At 61.3% G+C, this 248-nt stretch carries 1 protein-coding gene; it reads right to left on the bottom strand.

Annotation, left to right across the window (positions count from 1 at the left end):
* Window positions 1-49: 49 nt before the first annotated feature.
* Window positions 50-248 (bottom strand): hypothetical protein (locus LK536_RS58915; protein WP_506092350.1); only part of this gene is annotated, 199 nt, incomplete at its 5' end.

The raw sequence follows: 248 nt of genomic DNA, 5'->3' as shown, positions 1-248 counted from the left end.
CCCGGTAATCCGCACATATGCTTCCGGATTATTCTGCATTTTCTGATGTTCATCGCACATCTTGTCCAATGCCTTCCCCATATCTGCCCGTTGCCGGCCTGTCTGTTCCTGTCCAGGTTCTGCCTGGTCCTGCCCTGATTCCGCCCGCGCCTGCCCTGATTCCGCCCGCGCCTGCACTGATTCCGCCCGCGCCTGTCCTGATTCCGCCCGCGCCTGCCCTGATTCCGCCCGCGCCTGTCCTGATAGAT

This window comes from Clostridium pacaense (genome assembly GCF_020709765.2).
GTDB classification, from domain to species: domain Bacteria; phylum Bacillota; class Clostridia; order Lachnospirales; family Lachnospiraceae; genus Enterocloster; species Enterocloster hominis.
The sequence above is the reverse complement of the archived record's forward strand: the minus strand, read 5'-3'. Positions and strand labels throughout refer to the sequence as shown.